The organism is Streptomyces sp. NPDC088766, from assembly GCF_044750845.1.
In the GTDB taxonomy this organism is placed as follows: domain Bacteria; phylum Actinomycetota; class Actinomycetes; order Streptomycetales; family Streptomycetaceae; genus Streptomyces.
This window is the reverse complement of sequence record NZ_JBIVKQ010000007.1, coordinates 42,549-64,523: the sequence shown is the minus strand read 5'-3', so window position 1 is coordinate 64,523 and position 21,975 is coordinate 42,549. Positions and strand designations below refer to the sequence as shown.

Here is a 21,975-nt window from a genome sequence, read left to right as displayed (position 1 = left end):
GACGGCGGGTCCGGGCGTGCTGACGACGGCGGGTCCGGGCGGGAACACGTCCGGCCGAGGCTGGGCGGCTCCTCCGCCGCCCCGGACCGCCACCTGCCGCGCCGTGCGTCCCACGGCCCCTCCCCCGGCCCCCTCCCCCGGCGGCCGAGGAGGTCACGGCCGTCGGCGCCGGGCCGGAAGTGATCCGCATGACTCGCATGAGGTCTGGGTAGCCGCGCGCCCATGGCTCGACCACAAGCACATCGATCAGGAACCGCCGGCGGATCCCGCTCGGGGCTCGGCCGCCGCTCACTGCTCGTCGGAGCGGTGTCGCTGGGCGCGGCGGGCACTCTCGGGACGGCCGGCTGCAGCCGCGTCCCGGACGACGGGAGGGTCCTGGGAGGCAGTCTTCTGGACACCCTGCGCGATCAGGGGTCCGTGAGGATCGGCATCGCCAGCGAGCCGCCCTTCGGATACGTCGGGGACGACGGACGGGCCACCGGGGAGGCGCCCGCGATCGCGGAGGTGGTCTTCAAGCGGCTCGGCATCGACGAGGTCAAGCCGGTGCCGGTGGACTTCGGTGCCCTGATACCCGGGCTGAAGGCGCGGCAGTTCGACGTGGTGTCCGCCGGTATGTACATCAATCCGGTCCGGTGCGAGCAGGTCCTGTTCGCCGACCCGGACTACCTGATGCTGGACTCCTTCATCGTCAGGAAGGGCAATCCGCACGGCATCAGGACGTACGCGGACGTCAGGAAGAAGGGGCTCACGCTGGCCTCCGGCAAGGCCTACGCCCAGATCGACTACGCCAGGGCCGCGGGCATCCGCGACGTCCTCGTGCTGCCGGACCAGGTGGCCGGCCTGGACGCGGTGGCCCAGGGGCGGGTGGACGCCTTCGCGGGCACCCGCATCACGGTCAGGGCGGCGGTGGAGGGCAGGGGACGCGTGTCGGCGACCGAGCCGTTCCAGCCCGTGGTGGACGGCAGGCCCGCCTACGGCGCGGGCGGGTTCGCCTTCCGGCTGTCCGAGAAGAACTTCCGTGACGCCTTCAACGGGGAACTGCTGAAGCTCAAGCAGCAGGACTACAGGGAACTGCTGGAGATCGTCGGCCCCTTCGGTTTCGGCATGGACGAGATGACGGACCTCACGGCGAAGGAGCTGTGCGGCTGATGATGAGTTCGGAGTTCCTCACCACCTGGTTCCTGCCGGGCATCTGGGTCACCGTCCAGGTCACCGTGTACGCGGCGGCCCTCGGTGCGGCCGTCTCGTTCGGGATCGGCCTGGCCCGCGGTTCGCGGCACTGGATCGTCCGCTTCCTCGCCGGGACCTACTTCGAGGTCTTCCGCGGCATGTCGGCGCTGGTGCTGATGTTCTGGATGTTCTTCGCCCTGCCCCTCTTCGGCTGGCAGCTGGTGCCCATGTGGGCCGGTGTCAGCGCACTCGGCCTGACCTACGGCGCCTACGGCTCGGAGATCGTCCGCGGTTCCCTGGCCGCCGTCGCCCCGGCGCAGAAGGAGGCGGGCATCGCGCTCAACTTCACCCGCCGGCAGCGGCTGCGCCTGATCGAACTGCCCCAGGCGTGGCCCGCGATGGTGCCGCCGTTCAACAACCTGCTGATCGAGCTGCTGAAGGGGACCGCCCTGGTCTCGGTCATCACGGTGGCCGACATGACGTTCGCCGGCAATCTGCTCCGGCTGGGCACCAACGAGACCACCCCGGTCTACACCCTGCTGCTGGTCCTCTACTTCGTCCTCGCCTTCCTCCTCACCCGCGGCATGCGGCTGCTGGAGCGCAGGGCGAAGGCCGGCATCGGTGAGCTGCCGGAGAAGTCCGCCGGCCCCACCGGGAGGCCCGGCGCCCGGGGCGGGAGCCTGCGGGCCGGTGCGCGGTCCGCGGGAGGTGTGCGATGAACTGGGACTGGAGGGTCGTGGAAGACTTCATGCCACGGTTCTGGGACGGCGTACTGGTCACCCTGCAGGCCCTGGCCGCCGGCACCCTGATCGCGTTCGTGCTGGGCCTGGTGTGGGCGCTGGCCCAGCGGTCCGCGCGGGTGTGGGTGCGCCGGCCGGTCGTCGCCTTCACGGAGTTCGTCCGCAACACTCCGCTGCTGGTGCAGCTGTTCTTCCTGTTCTACGTGGTGCCGGACTTCGGCCCGTCGATGTCGCCGCTCACCACCGGCATCATCGGCCTCGGACTGCACTACTCCACCTACACCGCCGAGGTCTACCGCGCGGGCATCGACGGCGTCCCCGCCGGCCAGTGGGAGGCGGCCACGGCGCTGAGCCTGCCCAGGGCCCGCACCTGGCGGGCGGTGATCCTTCCGCAGGCGATCCGCCGCGTCGTCCCGCCGCTGGGCAACTACGTCGTCGCCATGCTCAAGGACTCGCCGATGATCGCCACCATCGGCGCCTTCGACATGCTCGGCGAGGCCCAGTCCTTCAGCAACGAGACCTTCACCACCGAGGCGCTCACCGTCGTGGGCGTGGCCTTCGTCGCCGTCGCCTACCCCGCCTCCCTACTGATCCGAGCCCTGGAGCGACGCCTTGTCCGCTGACACCGATGCCGCCGACACCAATGCCGTGCGGAACAACACCGGCACCCTCGCCAACCCGCCCGTGGACGGCCGCGAGCTGATCCGCTTCGACGAGGTCACCAAACGCTTCGGCGACCACACCGTCCTCGACCGGCTCGACTTCTCCGTCGACTCCGGCAAGCACGTCACGCTGATCGGCCCGTCGGGCTCCGGCAAGACGACGATCCTGCGGCTGCTGATGACCCTGGACAGGCCCGACGAGGGCACGATCAGGGTGGGCGGCGACTACCTGACCCACGAGGAGCGGGGCGGCAGGCTCGTCCGGGCCGGCGAGAAACACGTCCGCGAGGTCCGCAAGAACATCGGGATGGTCTTCCAGCAGTTCAACCTGTTCCCGAACATGAAGGTGCTGCGCAACATCACCGAGGCCCCGGTCACCGTCCTCGGCCTGTCCAGGGACGAGGCCGAACAGCGGGCCCGCGAACTGCTCGACCTGGTGGGTCTGACCGAGCACGTCGACAAGTACCCGACCCAGCTGTCCGGCGGCCAGCAGCAGCGGGTGGCGATCGCGCGGGCGCTGGCGATGCGGCCGCAGGTCCTGCTCCTGGACGAGGTGACCTCCGCGCTGGACCCGGAGCTGGTGGCCGGCGTCCTGGACGTGCTGCGGGACATCGCCCGCACCACCGACATCACGATGCTCTGCGTGACCCACGAGATGAACTTCGCCCGGGACATCTCGGACCAGGTGCTGATGTTCGACGCGGGTCGCGTCGTCGAGTCGGGCCCGCCGGAGAAGATCTTCAGCGAGCCGGAGCAGGAGCGGACGCGGGAGTTCCTCAGCGCCGTGCTGTGAGCGCGGGGCGGCGCCCGCGCCACGCCGCCGGCATATGACGGCGGAACAGTCCCCCTGCTGAGGGGGCCGTAATCCGCTCGACGCACCTTTCCACGGGTCCGTCGCCGGATATCGTGGAACCGGTTCACCGACCGGATTACGGCCCAGACAGCAAGCGCAGCCGACACAGCGAGCGCAGGGGGAACCGTGGCGCTGAAACACGAGCCGACCGCGCCGTACGACTCGACCCAGGACGCCCTGCGCGTCCTGGAGACGGTGGCCCGGCACACCACAGGCGTCACCGACGCCGAACTGACCCGCGAGACCGGCCTCGGCACGGAGCGACTGACCCCGCTCCTGCGGATGCTGCGCCGCGAGGGATACGTCGAGCAGATCACGGACGGGGCGTACGTCACCGGCGCCGCCCTGACCCGCCTGGCATCAGCACACCACCACGAGGAGGCCCTCAGGGGCCGGCTCCAGCAGACCCTGGAGCGGCTGCGCGACTGTATCGGCGCCGCCGTCTACCTGAGCCGCTACGTCGACGGAGAGGTCACCGTCATCCAGTACGCCGACGGCCCGGCCACGCCCGCGGTCAACGAGTGGGTCGACTTCCGTTCGTGCGCCCACGCCACCGCGCTCGGCAAGAGCCTTCTCGGCCAGCTCGACCACGACGGCCGGCGCGACCACCTGTCCCGGCACAAGATGGCCCGCCTCACCTCGCGCACCATCACCAGCGACAAGCTGCTGCTCTCCCGCCTGGCGTCGCAGCCGCCCACGGTCCCGGTGCTCGACCTCCAGGAGTACGCCGTGGGCACGGTCTGCGCGGCCGTCCCGATCACGGCCGGCTCCACCGCGGGCTGCCTGGCCCTGTCCCTGCCCGTCGAACACGCCCACCGCCTGCGCCGGGCCGCCGACACCCTGAACCGGAACGCGACCCGGGTGCTGCTCTCGCTGGCCATCTAGACGGCCCGTCCCGGGGGCCGTGCGGGGCGACCTCCGGGGGGCCGGGCGGGGCGACCTCCGGGGGGCCGGGCGGAACGACCTCCGGGGGGCCGGGCGGGGCGACCTCCGGGGGCCGTGGGGACGGCCTCCGGCGACCGGCGGCACCTGGTCCGGAGCACCCCCGCGGACCGGGTAGTATTTTCTTCGTCGCCGGCCGCCGAAAGCGGAAGGCGGGAGTCATGCGCCGCTAGCTCAGTTGGTTAGAGCAGCTGACTCTTAATCAGCGGGTCCGGGGTTCGAGTCCCTGGCGGCGCACCGGAGAAGGGCCCCTCGTGGAGACGCGAGGGGCCCTTCGGCGTGCGCGGCCGGCGCCCCGTGGCCCTCGGGCGCGGGCGGTCCCGCCCCGGCCCGGAGGTCTACAGCCCCGGAGGTCTGCGGCCCCGGCGGTCCGAGCTCCGGGGGTCCGCGCTCCGGCGGTCAGAACGTGACGTCGGAGCAGGCGTAGAACGCGTTGGCCGTGTCGGCGATCGTCCAGACTGCGACGACGACGTGGTGCCCGCTCAGCCCGGACGGCAGGGTGCCGCTGTGGGAGAGGGTCTGCGGCGGGCGCTGGCCGCCGTAGGGCACCGTGAGGAACGGCGTCAGGTTGAGGTCGGAGCGGGCCAGGTTGTGGTTCTGGTTCCAGCCCGGCCTGGTGACGTAGTACCTGAAGTCGGTCGTGGCGTGCATGGCGGTGAACTGCCAGCGGAAGGTGTACGACTGGCCGCCGGTCACCCGGGTGGTCGGCCAGGCCGCGCCCGACGGGGCCTTCGGGCTGTCGAGCTGGGCGAACGGGGCGTTGTTCGCCGAACAGATCCGGCCGTCGGCCGGTCCGGCGGCCGGGAAGCCCTTGGGGCCCTCGACGCTCTGCGGCTCCCACTGGATGTTGCCGCAGCCGGCGACGGTGCCGTTCTGGCAGAGCTTCTGCCTGCTGACGGGGAGGTCGGTGTAGCCGTGGCCGCTCGCGCCTCCGGCGGTGAGCACGAAGGCTCCCGCCGTGGTGAGGCCGAGCGCGGCGGCGTACCACTTGGTCTTTTTGCGCATGCTGCCGCTCCTGGAGAACGTGGGGAGGTTCCGTGAGGCGTGCAGGTCTAGACCAAGTTCGAGATTATTGCCGATCGTTGAACATGTCCATACCAATGGGGGGACTTGTCCGACGGGTCGTCAGGGCGACTGCTCCCCCCGTCCCGAGCAGAACGCCACCGTCAGGTCCTTCACCAGCGCCTTGCGCTCGTAGTCGTCGAGTTCCACCAGCCCGCGCATGGTCAGCCGGGTCACCGTGTCCTCCACCGAGTCCACCACCGAGCCCAGCACCGTCGCCCGCTGCTGGGCGTCCAGCGCGGCAATCCGGCGCCGGTTCATCGCGGCGGCCACCTCGGGGGCGTACTCGACGCGCAGCGGCTGCACCGAGTACACCTCCAGGCCGATCGCGCCCGCGTCCCGCGCGACCCGCCGGGTCAGCGCCTCCCCGGACGCCTCGACCGCCCCCCGCCCGGCACCCGGCGTCTCCACCGGGACGCGGGCCAGCGCCGCCTCGACGCACTCGCGCAGATACGTCTCGTGGTCCTCCACGCCGAGCGTGGCCCGCGCGGTGTCCCGCACCCGCCACACCACGAGCGCCACCACCCGCAGCGCGACCCCGTTGCCGTCGGCCGCGGGCATCTCCTCGCTGCGCCAGTGCCGCAGCCGCACGTCGACCCGGCGGCGCAGCAGCAGCGGGTTCACCCAGAGCAGGCCGGTGCGGCGGACCGTCCCCCGGTAGCGGCCGAACAGGCCGAGCACCCAGGCCCGCCCGGTCCTGCCGCGCGCCAGCCCGCCGAAACCGAACAGGCCGAGGGCGCCCGCCCCCGCGTACGCCGCCCACTGCGCGGGGCCGAGCCCGGCACCGGCCGACGCGGGCAGCGCGAGCGCCTCCACCACCACCGGCGGCAGCACGCCCGCCCACCACGAGGCGGCCGCGCAGCCCGCCGCCCCGCACGCCCCGGCGGCCACCCCGACCGCGCCGGGCAGCACGCGGCCGGGCCGCTCGACGAGCGCGGGGTCGACCTGCGCGACCGGCCGCGCCTTCACCGGCACCGGCCGGCGGAACCTCGGCTGCTCCCCGGTGCCCACCCGGCTGCCCACGACGGTGGGCCCGAGCGGCACCGGCCTCGGCTCGGGGTCGTCGCGGAACAGCAGATGGACGGGGATCTCGGTGGTCGCCTCGTTCTGGATCAGCCGGGCGGGCCGTGCCGGCCCCTCCGATTCGGGCGTCTGAGAAGTGGTCGTACTCATGCGTGCCTCCAGCCTCCGCGCCAGATACGCCATGACAGTGGATGGGGACGACCGGGGTCGCCGGTACGGTCCGACGGCCCGGGTCGCTGCGGGCGGTCCCGGCAGTCCGGGTGACCAGGTCAGGTCCGGGGGACCAGGTGGGTCCGGGCGGCCGGGGTCGCCGCGCGCCCGTCCGGACGGCCGAGGTCACCGGACGGCCGAGGCCGCCGGGCGGCCGGGCTACGAGAACAGCCGCCGCCAGGTCTCCGGTCCCGGGTAGCCGTCGGCCGCCCCGCCGCGCCAGCCCTGGGCGCGTTGGAAGGCCTCGACGCCCCGCCGGTCCGCCTCGCCCCAGCGCGGTCCGGGCCCCTTGGTGTAGTACTTGCCGAACCCCTTCTTCACCAGCTGCCTCCCCAGCTGGGTGACGTGCGCGTTGTCGGCGCCGGGGCGGAACATGCCCCGGCCGGGATAGGCGGGGACCCGCGGGGCCGGGGCGGGGGCGGGCGCACCCACCGCTCCGGACCCCGCGGGGGCGATGTCCTTGCCCTTGCCGGTGGTCAGCAGCGACCAGGTCAGCGGGCCGGGCAGCCCGTCGGCGCCGGCGCCGCTCCAGCCCTGGGCCTGCTGGAACGCCCGGGTGGCCCGCCGGTCGGCGTCCGACCAGCGCGGGCCGGGCCCCGAGGCGTAGAACCGCTTCGCGCCGCGCTCGACGAGGAGCCGGCCGAGCCGGGTGACGTGCTTGTTGTCGGCCCCGGGCCCGAAGGCCGCCCGCCCCGGGTACGCGGGCGGTACGGCGCCGGAGCCGGGGTTGGCGGCGTCCCCGCCGCCGTCCTTGCCCGGGACCTGCGGCACGGCCGGGCCCTTCGGCTCGGCGGTCAGGCCCTTGTAGCGGTAGGGGACGTACTTGCCGGGGTTGGTCCAGTACCCGTAAGGAGTGGCGAGCCTGCGGGTGGTGGGGCGGGTCTGCTCGTAGGCGATGTAGTAGCCGTGCGTGTAGTCCGTCCAGCCGCCGAAGAGGACGACGTGGGAGCCGTTCGTCGGGTTGGCCGGGTTGTGGAACAGCAGCATGTCGCCCGGCTGGAGATCCTCCTTGGTGATCTTGGTCGCGTAGGTGTGGAGGCTGCCCGTCCACTCGTTGCCCGGCAGGTTCCAGGCCATGGACACATAGCCGGAGCAGTCCTGCCGGTAGCCGTCCGACCAGTACGCGCTCATGCTGTACGGCACCTTCGCCGCGACCCACTTCTTGGCGCGGTCGATGATCTCCGTTCGGGTGGTCGCCGGCAGGGGGACCGTGCCGGCGGGCTTGCCGCCGGGCCCGTGCAGGGGCGCCTTCGCGCCCTGCGGGGTCTCGGGCCCGTCGTCCGCCGGGGCTCCCGGCCGGTCGGGGGCCTGGTGGGGGGCCTGGTGGGGGGCCTGGTGGGGGGCGGCCAGGGCGGGGACCGCGTGACCGGCTCCGAGGGCCGCGGAGGCCGCGGCCGCGACGACGACGGTGCGGTGGGCGGCCGGGCGGCCGCCGGTTCCGGCGGCCGGGGAAGCCGCTGCGGACCGCCTCCGGTCGACACATCCGGGGCATTCGCAGTCGCTCGCGGGATCGAATTCCTCGAACACCGGAGCCACCATGCGATTCCCCTCACACTGCAGATGAAAATGTCCGCGACTGTGCACGTTCGCCAGTCTTTACCAACTGCCTTGCCGACGCGCATGCTGACGGTCCGAATGATGTACGCGGGCCCCTCCCAGGGGGGTGCGGGGCAGGTCCGGAGGGCCGTCCGGGCGTCAGGAGCACCCCCGGAGGTCATGTAGAGTTAACGTCGTCAGCAGGCGCCGCTAGCTCAGTTGGTTAGAGCAGCTGACTCTTAATCAGCGGGTCCGGGGTTCGAGTCCCTGGCGGCGCACAGACGAGAAAGCCCCTCGCGCGAGCGAGGGGCTTTCTGCTGTTCCGGGCGGCCGTCAGGGCGCGGTGCCGGTCAGGTACGCCGACACGATCACGTTGGCCGTGTAGCTGCGGCTCGCCCGGTCGAAGGTGCCGCCGCAGGTGATCAGACGCAGCTCGGCGCGGCCCGGCTCGCGGGTGCCGTAGGCCCGGCGGGCGTCGAAGCCGTCGCGCCGGACCACCGCGACGTCGTCGACGGTGAACTCGGCGACCTTGCCGTCGGCGCGGACCACCCGGATCGTCTCGCCGGCCGCGAGCGTGCTCAGCTTGTAGAAGACCGCGGGGCGGGTCTCGGTGTCGACGTGGCCGACCATCAGCGCGGTACCGGCGGCGCCGGGCTTCACCCCGGCGCCGTACCAGCCGACGACGCCCGCCTGGTCGTAGGGCGGCGCGGCGATCGCGCCCTGTGCGTCCAGGCCGCGGGCCACGACCGGGGCCTGCACGCCCAGCTGCGGGATGTCCACGCGCTGCGGCAGCGCGGCGGCCAGCGGCCGGGCGGCGGGCGGCAGCTCGGCGTCGGCGGGCCGGCCCACCGCGGCCACGTCACCCGTGGCGGTGGCGGCGGCGCCGGGCCGCAGGTCGGTCGCCTCGCGGCCCCACAGCCACAGGCCGAGCAGCAGCAGCGCCCAGGCCAGGCCGATGAGGAGCCGTCCGGAGCCGTGTTCCCGTTCGGACACGGTCATTCCGTCCCACGGCGGCGGCGCCGGACCCCGCGCAGCACCACGGCGACGGCGGCGGCACCGGCCAGCAGCAGACCGGTGACGGCGTGGGCGAGGCCGGGGCCCTCCGTGCGGGATTCGTCGGTGGCGGCCAGGGGCGCCGCGCCTCCGCCGCCCGCCAGGACCGGCGCGACCGGGGACGCGGGGGCGGTCGGCCGGGCGGTGGCCGCCACCACCTTGATCGCGCCCTTGACCTCGAAGTCGGCGCAGACGATCGTGACGCGGTAGGAACCGGGGGCGAGCGAGGTGCGGATCCGGGTGTCACCGGACAGCGGGCCGCCCGAACCGCCCGGGCCGACCAGGTGCGCGTCGGAGACGAACGCCTCGGACTCCGCGGTGGCCTTCTTCCCCGGGCAGCCGGTGACCTCGAGGGCGACCTCGGCGCCGGGGGCCGGGGTCGACGGGGTCACCGAGACTCCGCCTGCCGGGTTCGTGGCGTACGCCGTCGGGGTGAGGGCCGCCGCGACGACCGCGACGCCCGCACAGAGTGTGGCTTTCAGTGAACCCATCGTGAACCTCCCAGTACCTGGAGGCTCCTCCTCGCGCCGGTGCCCCGCATCTCCAGCGGGGCACCGCTGCTCCGTCCGGGTCATTTCCGCCCGGTGACAGGTTTCAGATCCGGTCGACGAGGTCCGCGATCGAGTCGACCACCTTCGACGGGCGGTACGGGAAGCCCTCCACGTCCTCGGGCCGGGTCAGGCCGGTGAGCACCAGGAACGTCTGCATCCCGGCCTCCATGCCGGCCAGCACGTCGGTGTCCATGCGGTCGCCGATCATCGCGCTGGTCTCGGAGTGGGCGCCGATCGCGTTCAGTCCCGTGCGCATCATCAGCGGGTTGGGCTTGCCCGCGAAGTAGGGCTGCTTGCCGGTCGCCTTGGTGATCAGCGCGGCCACCGCGCCGGTCGCGGGCAGCGGGCCCTCGGTGGAGGGGCCGGTCTCGTCCGGGTTGGTGCAGATGAAGCGGGCGCCGTCGTTGATCAGCCGTACCGCCTTCGTCATGGCTTCGAAGGAGTAGGTCCGGGTCTCGCCGAGGACGACGTAGTCCGGCTCGTGGTCGGTGAGGATGTAGCCGATGTCGTGCAGCGCCGTGGTCAGGCCGGCCTCGCCGATGACGTACGCGGAACCGTCGGGCCGCTGGTCGTCCAGGAACTGGGCGGTGGCCAGGGCCGAGGTCCAGATGTTCTCGATCGGCACCTCCAGGCCCATGCGGCGCAGCCGGGCGTGCAGGTCGCGCGGGGTGTAGATCGAGTTGTTCGTCAGCACGAGGAAGGGCCGGCCCGACTCGCGCAGCTTCTTCAGGAAGGAGTCTGCGCCGGGGATCGGGACGCCCTCGTGGATGAGCACCCCGTCCATGTCGGTGAGCCACGACTCGATGGGCTTGCGGTCTGCCATGTGGTGCGTCTCCTGGCGTGCGTACGGGCGGTGCGGGGGCGCCGGAACCACGGCGTACCGACGCCCCCAGCCTAATCAGGACCGCGCGATCCGGACCCGGCCGGTCACCAGGTGAACGAGGCGATGCCGCGGTGCGGCCCCGGTACGCGTCAGCGGCGCCTGCGGAGCACGACGAGGGCGGCGCCCGTGGCGAGGAGAACGGCGGTGACGGCGAGGGCGCCGACCGGGGAGGAGAGACCGGTGAGGGCCAGTTCCTGGGCCTCGTCGGCGAGGGAGGGCGGGGCGGAGCGGGAGGTCTCGGGAGTGGGGGAGGTTTCGGCGGTGGAGGAGCTCTCGCCGGTGGGGGAGCTCTCGCCGGTGGGGGTGGCGGGGGTGGACCGGGGGGCGGACTCGGTCGCGGAGTCGCTCCCGCCGCCCGTCTCGATGGCGAACCGGTAGTCGTTCGACTGTCCGACCCACTCGCCGTCCTCTCCCTGGCGCTGGACGACCGCCGCGTTGGCGGTGACCCGGTTGGGCACGGCGTCCGAGGCGAGCGAGAGGCGCAGCTTCACGGTGAGGGTCCGGCCCGGGGGGACGGTGAAGCCGGGGAAGGGGGCCGGGCGCTCCGCGGACCCGGCGGGTTCCTCCGTCGCGCCGGGGACGTCCGCGAGTGCTCCGACGAGTTCGTCCTCGTCGGTCGTCTCGAAGCGGACGGGGTGCGGGTGGCCGTCGGCGTAGAACTCCAGACGGGTCTGGGCCGGCTCCAGGGCGTGCGCGGAGTCGACGAGGACGACGACCGGGTGCACGCCGGTGCAGGTGCGGCGGGTGGTGTTGGTGAGGTCGACGAACCAGGTGCCGGGGCCGCCCCCGGCACGGTAGGAGTCGGGCCCGCCGTGCAGCCGGGTGGTGAGCGGGAAGTCCCCCGCGTCCGCCCCGGCACAGCTCGGCACGGCTTCCGCCAAGGGGGGTAAGGGCAGCAGAACGGCGGCTGCGGCGAGGCAGAGGGAGACGGGCGTGCACAGTCGCATGAACACGTGAGCCTGCCGGAGGGGTGCGCCGGGCGGGGGCTGCCGCACCGTACGGCCGTGCGAATGCATTCGTTCGGCGGAGGGTACCGGTTCCTCTCGGACACCCGACCGTCTCATGCGTCCGTCTCATGCATCCGTCCCATGCATCCGTCCCAGGGTCCGTCTCATACGTCCGTCCGCCCGAACACCGGCCCCAGGAGCAGGTGGGCGGCGCCCTCCGCCACCCCGGCCGGGCCGCCGGAGCCGTCGGACCCGCCGGGCGCGAGTCGTACGGGTACGGCGAGGTCCGGGGAGCCCTCCCGGGCGGCGCGGGCGGCGAGGACCGCCGCGACTCCGGCCACGAAGGGGTCCGGGGTGGCGGTGATCGTGCGGCCGCCGAGGAGGACCTGGTCGATGTCGAGCAGACCGGCGAGGTTCGCGGTGGCGGTGCCCAGCACCCGGGCCGCCTCCGCCACGTCACCCCGGTCGATGGCCGCCAGGCACAGCGCCTCGACGCAGCCGCGGTTCCCGCAGGGGCAGGGCGGCCCGTCCAGCTGGATGACCTGGTGGCCGAACTCCCCCGCGCCCGTGCGCGCCCCGCGGTGCACCCTGCCGCCGACGACGAGGCCGGCGCCGAGTCCCGTACCGAGGTGGAGGTAGGCGAAGGAGCCGCGTTCGCCGGCGACGGCGAGGCCGAGGGCGGCGGCGTTGGTGTCCTTGTCGACGACCACCGGCACGCGGAGCCGCCGTGCCAGCGCGTCCCGCAGGGGGAAGCCGTCCCACTCCGGGAAGCCGGTGACGCGGTGCAGGACGCCGTGGGTGTGGTCGAGCGGACCGGGCAGGGCGACGCCGACACCGAGCAGCCTCGAGGCCTGCCCCAGCCCCAGCCCCAGCCCCAGCCCCAGCATCTCGCCGACGCCCCGTTCGACGGCCCCCAGCACCGCTTCCGCCCCGGCCCCCAGGTCGAGCGGGCCCCGGCGCTCCCCGACCACGCTCCCGTAGAGGTCCGTGAGGACGATCCGCAGTTCGTCGCGGTCGAGGTGGACGCCGACCGCGTGGGCGGCCGCCGGCACCAGCCGCAGCACGGTGCGCGGCTTGCCGCCGGTGGAGGCGCGGCGGCCGGCCTCCGCCGCGAGGCCCTCCTCCCGCAGCCGGGCGGTGATCTTGCTGACGGCCTGCGGGGTGAGGCCGGTGCGCTCGGCGAGTTCGAGCCGGCTGATGCCGTCCGGTCCGGCCGTGCGCAGCAGGTCGAGCACGAGCGCGGCGTTGTGACTGCGCACGGCGAGGAGATTCGCGCCGACGGCGCCACCGCTCGCGCCGCTCGCGCCGCGGGTGCCTCCAGGGCCGCTCGGGCCGCCCGCCCCGCTCCTGCCGCCTGCCGTGCCGCCGTTCGTCCTGTTCACGCGCCCATTCTCCCCCGCGCTTGCACTTTGGCAACAGCGTTGCGAAAGTAGGTCGCATGACTGGTACCCCCCTCCGCGTGGGCCTGATCGGCTACGGCCTGGCCGGCTCCGTCTTCCACGCCCCGCTGATCGCCGCCACCGAGGGCCTCGTCCTCGACACGGTGGTCACCTCGAACCCCGAGCGGCGGGAGCAGGCCCGCGCCGGGTTCCCGGACGTACGCGTCGCCGGCACCCCCGACGAGCTGTTCGCCCGCTCCGGGGACCTGGACCTGATCGTCGTCGCGTCCCCGAACAAGACGCACGTGCCGCTCGCCAGGACCGCCCTCGAAGCGGACCTCGCGGTCGTCGTGGACAAGCCGGTCGCCGGTACCGCCGCCGGGGCACGGGAGCTGGCCGGCCTGGCCGAGGAGCGCGGACTGTTCCTCTCCGTCTTCCAGAACCGCCGCTGGGACAACGACTTCCTCACCCTGCGCGCACTGCTCGCCGAGGGCGCGCTGGGCGACGTGTGGCGCTTCGAGTCCCGGTTCGAGCGGTGGCGGCCGCAGCCGAAGGGCGGCTGGCGGGAGTCCGGCGACCCTGCGGAGATCGGAGGTCTGCTGTACGACCTCGGCAGCCATGTCGTCGACCAGGCGCTGGTCCTCTTCGGCCCGGTCACCCAGGTCTACGCCGAGTCGGTCGTCCGCCGGGCCGGCGCGGAGGCCGACGACGACACGTTCCTCGCGCTCACCCACGCCGGCGGCGTCCGCTCCCACCTCTACGTCTCGGCGACGACCGCCCAGCTCGGCCCGCGGTTCCGGGTGCTGGGCTCGAAGGCCGGCTATGTGAAGTACGGCCTGGACCCGCAGGAGGCGGCGCTGCGGGACGGCGGGCGGCCCGGCGCCGGCTGGGGCGAGGAGCCCGAGGAGCTGTGGGGGCGCGTCGGCTCCGGCGAGTCGCCGGTGACCGGCGGCGGACGGGCCGTGCGGACCCTGCCCGGCGACTACCCGGCCTACTACGCTGCGGTGGCGAAGGCACTGACCGACGGCGGTCCCAACCCGGTGACCGCCGCGGAGGCGGCCGCCGCGCTCGACGTCCTGGAGGCGGCCCGCCGTTCGGCACGAGACGGAGTGGCGGTGTCGCTGTGACCCACGAGATCACCCCCAGGTTCACCCCGGAGATCGCTCCCACCCTGGAGGAGCTACAGGCGCAGGAACGCCGCCTGGTGTTCCGGCAGTTCACCTTCGACGACGCCTGGGCGCTCGGCACGCTGCTGGTGGAGCTGGCCCGCGAACGGCAGGCCCCGGTCGCCGTCGACATCCACCGGGCCGGCCAGCAGCTCTTCCACGCGGCCCTGCCCGGCTCGGCCCCCGACAACGACGCCTGGATCGCGCGCAAGCGCCGGGTGGTGGAGCGCTACGGCGCCTCGTCCTACCTGGTGGGCTCGCGTTTCCGTGCGAAGGGCACGACGTTCGAGGAGTCCTCGCGCCTGGACCCCGACACGTACGCGGCCCACGGCGGCTCCTTCCCGATCACCGTCGAGGGCGTCGGGGTGGTCGGCGCGGTGACCGTCTCGGGCCTGCCGCAGCTGGAGGACCACCGTTTCGTGGTGGAAGCCCTGGAACAGTTCCTGGAGAAGGACCTGGACCCGCGCTGAGGCACGCCAGGAGGTGCGGGGCGGAGCCGGGGTACGGGCTCCGTCCCGCGGACGCGACCGGCCGGGGACGACCCGCACCGACCGATCGCTCCGGCCGACCGCCCGCCCCGTTCCTCCCGCCCCCGCCCGCCCCGTTTCCCCCGCCCGCGGCGGAGCGTCACGCGTCCTCGAGTTCCTGACGCTGGCGCCCCAGACCGTCGATCTCCAGCTCGACCACGTCCCCCGCCCGCAGGTACGGCTTCGGCTCGGGCTGCCCGAAGGCGACCCCGGCGGGCGTCCCCGTGTTGATGACGTCGCCGGGGTACAGCACCATGAACTGGCTTACGTAGCGGACGACTTCGCCGACGGGGAAGATCTGCTCGGCGGTCGTGCCGTCCTGCTTCAGCTCGCCGTTGACCCACAGCCGCAGCCCCAGCGCCTGGGGGTCGGGCACCTCGTCGGCCGTCACGAGCCACGGGCCGAGCGGGTTGAACGTCTCGCAGTTCTTCCCCTTGTCCCACGTGCCGCCCCGGTCCATCTGGAACTCCCGCTCGGAGACGTCGTGCGCGACGGCGTACCCGGCGACGTGCGCGAGCCCTTCCGCCGCCGACTCCAGGTAGCGGGCGGTGCGCCCGATGACGACCGCCAGCTCCACCTCCCAGTCGGTCCGCGTGGACCCGCGCGGCACGAGCACGGTGTCGTACGGCCCGACGACCGTGTCCGCCGCCTTGAAGAAGACGACGGGCTCGGCGGGCGCCGCGGACCCCGTCTCGCGGGCGTGGTCGTGGTAGTTCAGCCCGATGCACACGACCTTGCCGATCCGGCCGAGCGGCGGGCCGACCCGCAGCCCGGTCGCGTCCAGCGCGGGCAGCTCGCCGGACTCGCCGGCGGCACGGATCCGGCCGAGCGCGTCGGCGTCGGCGAGCAGGGCGCCGTCGATGTCGTCCACGAGGCCCGACAGGTCCCGCAGGGTTCCCTGGGCGTCGAGCAGCGCGGGACGCTCCGCGCCCGCCGTACCGACTCGCAGCAGCTTCATGATCACAGTCTCCCTCGGTCGCGGGCGCCCGCCGACGGGTGCGGTGGTCGGAGGACTGGCCGATCCTCCAAGCTGTGCGTCCACTCCGCAAGACCCGGTTCACGTACTGGACCGTCACGGCAGGTCCGTCCCACGGGCACGCGCCACGGGCCCGCGCCACGGGCACGTCACCGGTGGAGCAGCGCCCGCTCGGCCACGCTCCAGGCCGTGCTGGTGACGACGTACAGGGCGGCGGCCAGCGGTACGACGGCGACGGTGACGAGGGTGAAGAAGGACAGGAACGGCATCACCCGGGTGACCGCGCCCAGGCCGGGCACCTGCTCCCCGCCGGTCGCCGGGCTCACGGCTACCGGGCTCACGGCCGTCGCGCGCCGAGCGTGGCGGTAGCCGACGGTGGCGACGGCCGCGACGACGGCGAACAGCGCCATGTAGACCAGCCCGGCCCCGCCGAACGGCCCGCCGGCGGCGAGGGCGTCGGTCCAGCGGTCGCCGAGGGGTGCGTCGAGGAGCCGGTGGGTGAGCAGGCCGTTGGTCTCGCCGCCGATCGTGGAGTGCGAGAAGACGTAGTAGAGGAGGAGGAAGGCGGGCGCCTGGAGGAGGCCGGGCAGGCAGCCGGACAGCGGGGACACCTGCTCCCGGGCGTGCAGTTCCAGCACGGCCCGCCGGAGCCTCTCCGGGTCGCGGGCGTGCCGGGCGCGCAGTTCGGCGATCCGCGGCTGGAGCGCGGCCCGCGCCTTCTGGCCGCGGGCGGCGGCCCGTGACAGGGGATGGACGAGGAGCCGTACGAACGCGGTGAACAGGACGATCGCGGCGGCGGCCGCGGAGGCGTGGAAGAGGGGTTCGAGCAGGTCGGCGAGCCGCTCGACGAGGTGGACGAAGACGGTGAAGAAGACAGAGAGGACGGAGAAGACGGACATGGGTACGGAGCCCTCCGGGGGTCTCGTCGTGCCGGGACGTGGATACGGCGGCATGACGGCCCGCGCGGGGCACGGTGTGGTCAGCGGTGCGACCCGGGTGGTGGCTTGGGTGCCCTTGGGTGCCCTACGCGACGGCCGTCGGGAGGGCGTGTCCGGGTGCCCTGGGCCGGGGCCGTCCGGAGGCGTCGGGGTCGCGCTGCGGCAGGAAGGCGGTACGGCGGTCGCGGTCGCGGACGGCCGTGCGCACCCGGGTGCGCGGCACGGCGGGGGCGCAGCGCGCGGCGAGAAGCGAGCAGAGCGCGAGGGCGGCCCCGGCGGCGGCGGTCGCGGCGAGGGCGACGGTCGAGGAGAGGCTGCCCGCGTCGATCAGGGCGAGCCCGAGAACGGTGAGGAGGAGGGCGACCGCGGGCCGGCGCCGCAGCAGGGGGGTGTCGAGCATGGCGCGGATCACCGTGGTCCCCTCCTGTTCGCGTAGCCGTTCACGTCGCTGTCCTTGTTCGGTTATACCCGAACGGGCCGGGGTGTGGGGCGGGACCCGGTCGACCAACCGCCCACGAGGGCAATGCCGTTCGCCCCGTCGAACCTTCCTCCGCGGGTTTGAGAAAGGGCTGTCGGAACCCTCGACAACAGCACGCGCCGCCCCCGATGCTTCGTGACGCGCGCACGCACTCACGTTCCCGCAACGAGCCACGAGTGACGGACCCCGGCCGGGACGGCCGGCCCCCTGTCCTCGGTTCACGGATGCCGCCGGTGGGACGACCGGCACGTCCTCAGCCCAGTGAAGCGGAGAAGCCATGATCCGACGCAGAACCCTGCTGGCGGCCACCGGCGGCGCCCTCCTCGGCACCGGCCTGGCGGCCGGCACGGCCCGCGCCGACGCGACGATCGGCGTCAACCCGTCTACCAATTACGGCACTTGGGAGGGCTGGGGCACCTCCCTCGCCTGGTGGGCGAACGTCTTCGGCGCCCGCGACGACTTCGCCGACATCTTCTTCACGACCAGGTCGGTGGCCTACGGCGGCCGGACGCTCCCGGGCCTCGGCATGAACATCGCCCGCTACAACCTGGGCGCGTGCAGCTGGAACAGCGTGGGCGGCGAGTCGATGGCGGTCTCCCCCAACATCCCCGCGTTCAAGCAGATCGAGGGCTTCTGGCAGGACTGGAACAACGAGGACCCCGCCTCCTCGGCGTGGAACTGGTCGGCGGACGCCAAGCAGCGGGCCATGCTGACGAAGGCGACCGCGCGGGGCGCGACCACCGAACTGTTCGCCAACTCCCCCATGTGGTGGATGTGCCTGAACCACAACCCCTCGGGCGCGGCGGGCGGCGGCAACAACCTCCAGTCCTGGAACTACCGCCAGCACGCCTCCCACCTGGCCGCCGTCGCGCTGTACGCGAAGAACAACTGGGGGGTGGACTTCGCGACGGTCGACCCCTTCAACGAGCCCTCCTCGTCCTGGTGGACGGCGACCGGCACCCAGGAGGGCTGCCACATGGACGCCGGCGTCCAGGCGGCCGTACTGCCGCACCTACGCAGCGAGTTGGACAAGCGCGGCCTGACCGGCACCCGTATCTCCGCCTCGGACGAGACGAGTTACGACCTGGCCCGCACGACGTGGAACTCCTTCGGCGCGTCCACGAAGGCCCTGGTGAACCGGGTCAACGTGCACGGCTACCAGGGCTCGGGCGGCCGCCGGGACCTCCTGTACACGGACGTGGTGACGACGTCCGGCAAGGCCCTGTGGAACTCCGAGACCGGCGACAACGACGGCACCGGCCTGTCCATGGCGAGCAACCTGCTCTACGACTTCCGCTGGCTGCACCCGACGGCCTGGGTGTACTGGCAGGTCATGGACCCCTCGACGAACTGGGCGATGATCGCGTACGACGCGGCCACCCTCCAGCCCGGCGCGGTCACCACGAAGTACTACGTGATGGCCCAGTTCAGCCGCCACATCCGCCCCGGCATGACGATCCTCGACACGGGCGTCAGCTATGCGGTGGCCGCCCTGGACAGGGCCGCGCGGCGCCTGGTGATCGTCGCCGCCAACACCTCCGCGTCGGCCCAGACCCTGACCTTCGACCTCTCCCGCTTCACCACCGTGACCGGCGGCTCCGGCGGCCTGGTCCCCCGCTGGAACACGGTGACCTCGGGCGGCGGCGGCGACCTCTACACGGCCCGCTCGGACACGTACCTGTCCGGAAAGACGGTCAGCGTGCCGTTCGCGGCGGGCGCGGTGCAGACCCTCCAGGTGGACGGGGTGACGGTCTAGGGGATCCAGGCCCCCCGGGGCGCCCCCTCCCCGGCGCCCCGGGCCCCGGGCCCCGGGCCGCGGGCCGCGGGCCGCGGGCCGGGCTTCCCGTGCCCGTCGTCCCCGTCCCCCTGGCCTGCGGCTCTCTCCTCTTCGTCACCGGTCGGCAGTACGGTGTCACCCATGCGCCCCGACACGCCTGCCGAGAACGTCGACCACACCGCCGAAGCGGCACGCCTGGAGCGGACCGCCGGCCTGTATCCCGAGGACGCCGAGGCCCTGCTGATCCAGGCCGCGGCCCACTTGGAACTGTCCGGCGACCGCCCCGCCGCGACCACCCTCTACGACCGCCTGCTGTCGTCCCCGGCCGGCCTGGACGCCCCGCACCTGGTCCGCGCCCTCAAGGCCTCGAACCTGTGGGAGTACGGCCACGAGGCCGAGGCCCGCGCGATCATCGACGGCATCCGCGCGGCCGCGCCGCGGGACCCGGCCCCCTGGGTGATCGTCGCGGAGTCCCTGGAGGCCCACGACGAGCTGGAGGCGGCGGAGGCGACGTTCACCGAGGCGGCCCGGCTGCTGCTGACGGACGTACCCGAGCCGCCGTACGCCACGCACCCCCTGCTCTTCGGCCGCCACCGCGTCCGCCGGATGCTGGGCGCGGCCCACGACGACTGGGACACCCTCGCCGACGCCGTGAACGCGTCCCCGGTCTCCCTGGACGAACTCCACGACCCGAAGCGGGTCTGGTCCCTCGGGTCCGACAACCCGCTGGAGCTGGAAGCCGAGATCTCCCGCCTCCGCGCCGAACTGGGCACCTTCCGGGAGGCCCTCTCCCGCCCCTTCCCGGTGGCGGTCCTGCACTGGCCGGCGGGCGAACTGGCAGAACTGCGGTCGGCCTACCCCACCCTCGCGGACGAGTACCCGTCCCACGAGACCCACCTCGCGGTGATAGAGGCCTCCCTGCGCGAACTGGCCGCCTCCGGCACGGGCAACCTGGGCATCGTGACGGGCACGGTCCCCTCGTACGAGGCCTTCGCGGCCTCGGAGGGCGCCTCCCCGGGAGACCCCGACCTGCTGCCCCAGTACGCGACGATCCTGGCGGCCCGGGGGAGGGCGGCGGCTTGGCCGCCTCAGCGGGGGGCGGATTGTTGGTGCGGGTCGCAGAAGGCTTATGGGGAGTGTCACGGGGCATGACCGGGGTCCCCTCGCGGGCGTCTCACCGGTCGACCGCCGAACACTCGGCGTATTTCCCGAACCAAACGACGCACGACGCCCGGAGCCACTGACCTGGGGCCCCACTCCTCGGGCTCCGGGCACCCGGCACGCTGCCTAGAGTTCAGGCAGGCCAGGACGGTCGCCTGGATGCACCCATGGCGGCATATTCGATGAAGATCTTTGGCCAGAGCTACTTGCGAACCAGGCGCAGATAAGGGATTTATCGCCCCTGTTCAGCACCCACCTCCCCCTATGTCCAACCTTTGCAGTACGGTCACATTCTCCGTTTGTTGTGTGTAGGGGGCTGCTAACTCGTGGAGCAGGCCCTGACCTGCGTCTTCGAGGAAGCATGCCCTACCAGCCCGGCACCGAATGGCAGTACGACGTCCCCACGTCCGGCAGTACGCACCTACCGCCGGACGCCGGTTACGGGAGGGCCCTGACCAACCAGGGCTACGGCTTCGAGGTCGCCGTCGCCGACCTCATCGACAACTCCATCGACGCCCGAGCCGACAAGATCGTCGTCCACTTCCTGCGTGATGCCGATCGAATCCTCACCCTGCTGATCATCGACAACGGCAAGGGGATGGACGACGAGGATCTGGACGCCGCGATGACGGTGGGCCGTCGCCGTGACTACGGCGACGGCGCCCTCGGTATGTACGGCACAGGGATGAAAGCGGCTTCCCTGTCCCATGCCTCCTCGCTCACCGTGGTCAGCCGCACCCGGCGCAGCCGAGCCACCGGACGCCGCCTCACCGCGGAGGGCATCGAGGACGGCTTCCGGTGCGACACCGTCGACCCGCGGTACGCGCAGGAACTCGTGGATCGTTACGACGGGGTCATCGAATGGCAGGGAACCGTCGTGCGCTGGGACGGCGTGCGGGCCTTCGAGACCGTCGCCCGCGGCCAGAGCGACCAGTTCCTGTCCAAAGCGATATCCCGTCTCGAGACCCACCTCGGTCTCTACCTCCACCGGTATCTTCAGCGCGGGCTGAAGCTCGACATAGCGGTCTGGGACGTCGGCAGCGGAGGACAGGGTCCTGGCGAGGAAGTGGACCACATCGCCGTGGAAGCCCTGGACCCCTTCGGATACAAAGTCCCGGGCAAAGCCGGCTACCCCCGGGAGTTCGTCGCCCCGGTGGAAAGTCTGGGGGATCTGCGGCTGAAGGCACACATCTGGCAGGCGAAGTCCAAACAGGCGGGCTTCCGCCAGGTCGGCGCGCTGACGGACAGGCAGGGTTTCTACTTCTACCGTAACGACCGTCTCGTGCAGGCCGGTGGGTGGAACGGCTGGCGGAATCCCGAGGGGCACCTGGTACTCGCCCGGGTCGCCGTCGAACTTCCGCCCCAGGCCAACAACGTACTGAGCCTGGACGTGAAGAAGGAGAAGATCACCGTCACCCAGGCCTTCACCGACGGCCTCGACAAGGCAGTGGACTCCAGGGGGCGCACTTTCCGGAGTTTCATCCTGGACGCCGAGACCGCCTATCGGGACGGTTCGAGGCGCAACGAGATCGTCCGCAAGCCTGTGACGCCCCCCGGCAAGGGCCTGGACCCCAAGGTCAAGCGAGTCATCAAGGAGGAACTGCCCGAGAAAGCGGGTGAGGAACCGATCGCCTTCGTCTGGGGTTCGCTTCCGCCCGACCAGTTCTTCGGTCTGAACCGTGAGAGCAACGTCGTGATCCTGAACAAGGCGTACCGGGAGGACTTCAACGACGGCAGACGCGGAGGAGCGAATGACACCCCCGTGACAAAGACCCTGCTCTATCTGCTTCTCGAGGACTGCTTCGGACTGGGGCGCTGGGAACGCAGCCGTCAGGACCGTCTGGACTACTGGAACACCATTCTCATGGCCTCGGTGGAAGCTCAGCGCGCGCGACGTGCACAGCCTTTTTCCTGACGCCGGCAATGCATCCCACCACGCCT

The 21,975-nt window shown here is 72.7% G+C and carries 21 protein-coding genes and 2 tRNA genes; 12 read left to right on the top strand and 11 right to left on the bottom strand.

Annotated elements, in window-relative coordinates:
* Positions 1 to 222 precede the first annotated feature (222 nt).
* The 6 genes from ehuB (at position 223) to ACIP5W_RS12070 (ending at position 4,604) form a co-directional block, all read left to right on the top strand.
* A complete protein-coding gene (ehuB, locus tag ACIP5W_RS12095; protein ID WP_401470620.1) occupies positions 223 to 1,149 on the top strand; it encodes an ectoine/hydroxyectoine ABC transporter substrate-binding protein EhuB in 927 nt (308 codons plus the stop codon).
* Complete coding sequence (ehuC, locus tag ACIP5W_RS12090) at positions 1,149 to 1,889, top strand: ectoine/hydroxyectoine ABC transporter permease subunit EhuC (RefSeq protein WP_401470617.1); 741 nt, start codon at positions 1,149 to 1,151, stop codon at positions 1,887 to 1,889. Before ehuB ends, ehuC begins: the two co-directional genes overlap by 1 nt.
* Positions 1,886 to 2,533 (top strand): ectoine/hydroxyectoine ABC transporter permease subunit EhuD, encoded by a 648-nt coding sequence (gene ehuD / locus ACIP5W_RS12085; protein WP_401470614.1) that lies wholly within the window; start codon positions 1,886 to 1,888, stop codon positions 2,531 to 2,533. The genes ehuC and ehuD overlap by 4 nt, the downstream gene beginning before the upstream one ends.
* Before the next feature lie 61 nt (positions 2,534 to 2,594).
* Entirely contained in the window at positions 2,595 to 3,365 is a 771-nt protein-coding gene (gene ehuA / locus ACIP5W_RS12080) for an ectoine/hydroxyectoine ABC transporter ATP-binding protein EhuA (RefSeq protein WP_401471191.1), read from the top strand.
* Between the two features lie 186 nt (positions 3,366 to 3,551).
* Complete coding sequence (locus tag ACIP5W_RS12075) at positions 3,552 to 4,310, top strand: IclR family transcriptional regulator (protein ID WP_401470612.1); 759 nt, start codon at positions 3,552 to 3,554, stop codon at positions 4,308 to 4,310.
* Positions 4,311 to 4,530: 220 nt separating this feature from the next.
* Positions 4,531 to 4,604, top strand: a tRNA-Lys gene (locus tag ACIP5W_RS12070).
* 162 nt (positions 4,605 to 4,766) lie between these two features.
* Here ACIP5W_RS12070 and ACIP5W_RS12065 read toward each other — a convergent pair.
* The 3 genes from ACIP5W_RS12065 to ACIP5W_RS12055 form a co-directional block, all read right to left on the bottom strand.
* Positions 4,767 to 5,372, bottom strand: coding sequence for a lytic polysaccharide monooxygenase (locus ACIP5W_RS12065; protein WP_401470610.1), 606 nt, complete (start codon positions 5,370 to 5,372; stop codon positions 4,767 to 4,769).
* A gap of 120 nt (positions 5,373 to 5,492) precedes the next feature.
* A complete protein-coding gene (locus ACIP5W_RS12060) occupies positions 5,493 to 6,602 on the bottom strand; it encodes an SPFH domain-containing protein (protein WP_401470606.1) in 1,110 nt (369 codons plus the stop codon).
* Positions 6,603 to 6,821: 219 nt separating this feature from the next.
* A complete protein-coding gene (locus tag ACIP5W_RS12055; protein ID WP_401470603.1) occupies positions 6,822 to 8,201 on the bottom strand; it encodes a peptidoglycan-binding protein in 1,380 nt (459 codons plus the stop codon).
* A gap of 201 nt (positions 8,202 to 8,402) precedes the next feature.
* Between ACIP5W_RS12055 and ACIP5W_RS12050 the strand changes: the two genes are divergently transcribed.
* A tRNA-Lys gene (locus ACIP5W_RS12050) sits at positions 8,403 to 8,476 on the top strand.
* Between the two features lie 55 nt (positions 8,477 to 8,531).
* On the opposite strand, the gene ACIP5W_RS12045 is transcribed toward ACIP5W_RS12050, so the two are convergent.
* From ACIP5W_RS12045 to ACIP5W_RS12025, 5 genes are all read right to left on the bottom strand, one after another.
* The gene (locus ACIP5W_RS12045) at positions 8,532 to 9,197 is read right to left on the bottom strand and encodes a class F sortase (protein ID WP_401470600.1); all 666 of its coding nucleotides are present in this window, start codon (positions 9,195 to 9,197) and stop codon (positions 8,532 to 8,534) included.
* Positions 9,194 to 9,742: a hypothetical protein gene (locus ACIP5W_RS12040; protein WP_401470597.1), complete on the bottom strand. Its 549-nt coding sequence runs from the start codon at positions 9,740 to 9,742 to the stop codon at positions 9,194 to 9,196. The genes ACIP5W_RS12045 and ACIP5W_RS12040 overlap by 4 nt, the downstream gene beginning before the upstream one ends.
* Before the next feature lie 103 nt (positions 9,743 to 9,845).
* On the bottom strand, positions 9,846 to 10,625 hold the full coding sequence (locus tag ACIP5W_RS12035) for an HAD-IIA family hydrolase (protein ID WP_401470594.1): 780 nt from the start codon (positions 10,623 to 10,625) through the stop codon (positions 9,846 to 9,848).
* A 149-nt stretch (positions 10,626 to 10,774) separates the two neighbouring features.
* A complete protein-coding gene (locus ACIP5W_RS12030) occupies positions 10,775 to 11,632 on the bottom strand; it encodes a hypothetical protein (protein ID WP_401470591.1) in 858 nt (285 codons plus the stop codon).
* A 164-nt stretch (positions 11,633 to 11,796) separates the two neighbouring features.
* A complete protein-coding gene (locus ACIP5W_RS12025; protein ID WP_401470588.1) occupies positions 11,797 to 13,014 on the bottom strand; it encodes an ROK family protein in 1,218 nt (405 codons plus the stop codon).
* 56 nt (positions 13,015 to 13,070) lie between these two features.
* Between ACIP5W_RS12025 and ACIP5W_RS12020 the strand changes: the two genes are divergently transcribed.
* Both ACIP5W_RS12020 and ACIP5W_RS12015 read left to right on the top strand, forming a co-directional pair.
* Positions 13,071 to 14,138: a Gfo/Idh/MocA family oxidoreductase gene (locus tag ACIP5W_RS12020; RefSeq protein ID WP_401470585.1), complete on the top strand. Its 1,068-nt coding sequence runs from the start codon at positions 13,071 to 13,073 to the stop codon at positions 14,136 to 14,138.
* The gene (locus tag ACIP5W_RS12015; protein WP_401470582.1) at positions 14,135 to 14,647 is read left to right on the top strand and encodes a heme-degrading domain-containing protein; all 513 of its coding nucleotides are present in this window, start codon (positions 14,135 to 14,137) and stop codon (positions 14,645 to 14,647) included. The genes ACIP5W_RS12020 and ACIP5W_RS12015 overlap by 4 nt, the downstream gene beginning before the upstream one ends.
* Positions 14,648 to 14,804: 157 nt before the next feature.
* On the opposite strand, the gene ACIP5W_RS12010 is transcribed toward ACIP5W_RS12015, so the two are convergent.
* The 3 genes from ACIP5W_RS12010 to ACIP5W_RS12000 form a co-directional block, all read right to left on the bottom strand.
* Positions 14,805 to 15,662 (bottom strand): fumarylacetoacetate hydrolase family protein, encoded by an 858-nt coding sequence (locus ACIP5W_RS12010; protein ID WP_401470579.1) that lies wholly within the window; start codon positions 15,660 to 15,662, stop codon positions 14,805 to 14,807.
* 167 nt (positions 15,663 to 15,829) lie between these two features.
* Positions 15,830 to 16,579 (bottom strand): YidC/Oxa1 family membrane protein insertase, encoded by a 750-nt coding sequence (locus tag ACIP5W_RS12005; protein WP_401470576.1) that lies wholly within the window; start codon positions 16,577 to 16,579, stop codon positions 15,830 to 15,832.
* A gap of 124 nt (positions 16,580 to 16,703) precedes the next feature.
* Positions 16,704 to 17,018, bottom strand: a complete 315-nt coding sequence (locus tag ACIP5W_RS12000; RefSeq protein WP_401471188.1) for a DUF6412 domain-containing protein — start codon at positions 17,016 to 17,018, stop codon at positions 16,704 to 16,706.
* A gap of 355 nt (positions 17,019 to 17,373) precedes the next feature.
* Between ACIP5W_RS12000 and ACIP5W_RS11995 the strand changes: the two genes are divergently transcribed.
* From ACIP5W_RS11995 to ACIP5W_RS11985, 3 genes are all read left to right on the top strand, one after another.
* Positions 17,374 to 18,852: a beta-1,6-galactanase gene (locus ACIP5W_RS11995; RefSeq protein ID WP_401470573.1), complete on the top strand. Its 1,479-nt coding sequence runs from the start codon at positions 17,374 to 17,376 to the stop codon at positions 18,850 to 18,852.
* A gap of 162 nt (positions 18,853 to 19,014) precedes the next feature.
* Positions 19,015 to 20,025, top strand: a complete 1,011-nt coding sequence (locus ACIP5W_RS11990; protein ID WP_401470570.1) for an SEC-C domain-containing protein — start codon at positions 19,015 to 19,017, stop codon at positions 20,023 to 20,025.
* A 370-nt stretch (positions 20,026 to 20,395) separates the two neighbouring features.
* On the top strand, positions 20,396 to 21,949 hold the full coding sequence (locus tag ACIP5W_RS11985) for an ATP-binding protein (protein ID WP_401470567.1): 1,554 nt from the start codon (positions 20,396 to 20,398) through the stop codon (positions 21,947 to 21,949).
* Positions 21,950 to 21,975 lie beyond the last annotated feature (26 nt).